At 59.3% G+C, this 459-nt stretch carries 1 protein-coding gene; it reads left to right on the plus strand.

Going from position 1 to position 459, the window contains the following annotated elements; all coding sequences use genetic code 11:
• Positions 1–337, plus strand: a 337-nt coding sequence (locus B2J89_RS22575; RefSeq protein ID WP_205763935.1) for a hypothetical protein, incomplete at its 5' end; no start/stop codon positions are given.
• Positions 338–459: the final 122 nt, after the last annotated feature.

Here is a 459-nt window from a genome sequence, read left to right on the forward strand (position 1 = left end):
GCGCACAAGGAAATCCTGGACGGCATCGCCAACTACAAAAACGCCCAGGTCTGAACGCGGCCGTGGCGCACCCGCGCCACCTTTGCAAAAAACCTGCCTGCATATGTGCTGGCAGGTTTTTTCGTTTGTGGCCGGTGCGACCTCCGCTGTGCACCGCTGCACCGATTTCAGGTCAAATCATCGTCCAGCGCTTATGGAGCAAGCGCTGGTTGCTATCAAATTAAATGGCAGCTGCTTTTTTGGCGGCGCGCGCACGCCCGTGCACCCGCTGGAGCCGCGGCAAGGCACAGGCGCCCGGGAAGGGTTGAAGGTTGCCCTGGCAGACGGTTGCCGTTAATATTCATTCAAAATGAATCATAAAAGTGGGAGGCGGCATACCGTGGTCGCTCCGCACAAAAACCATGAAAACCAGCCTACCGCCCCTCGTCCCCGCTGCCGCCAAGGCAACGCCCCACAGCC

Source organism: Acidovorax sp. SRB_24, from assembly GCF_012931925.1.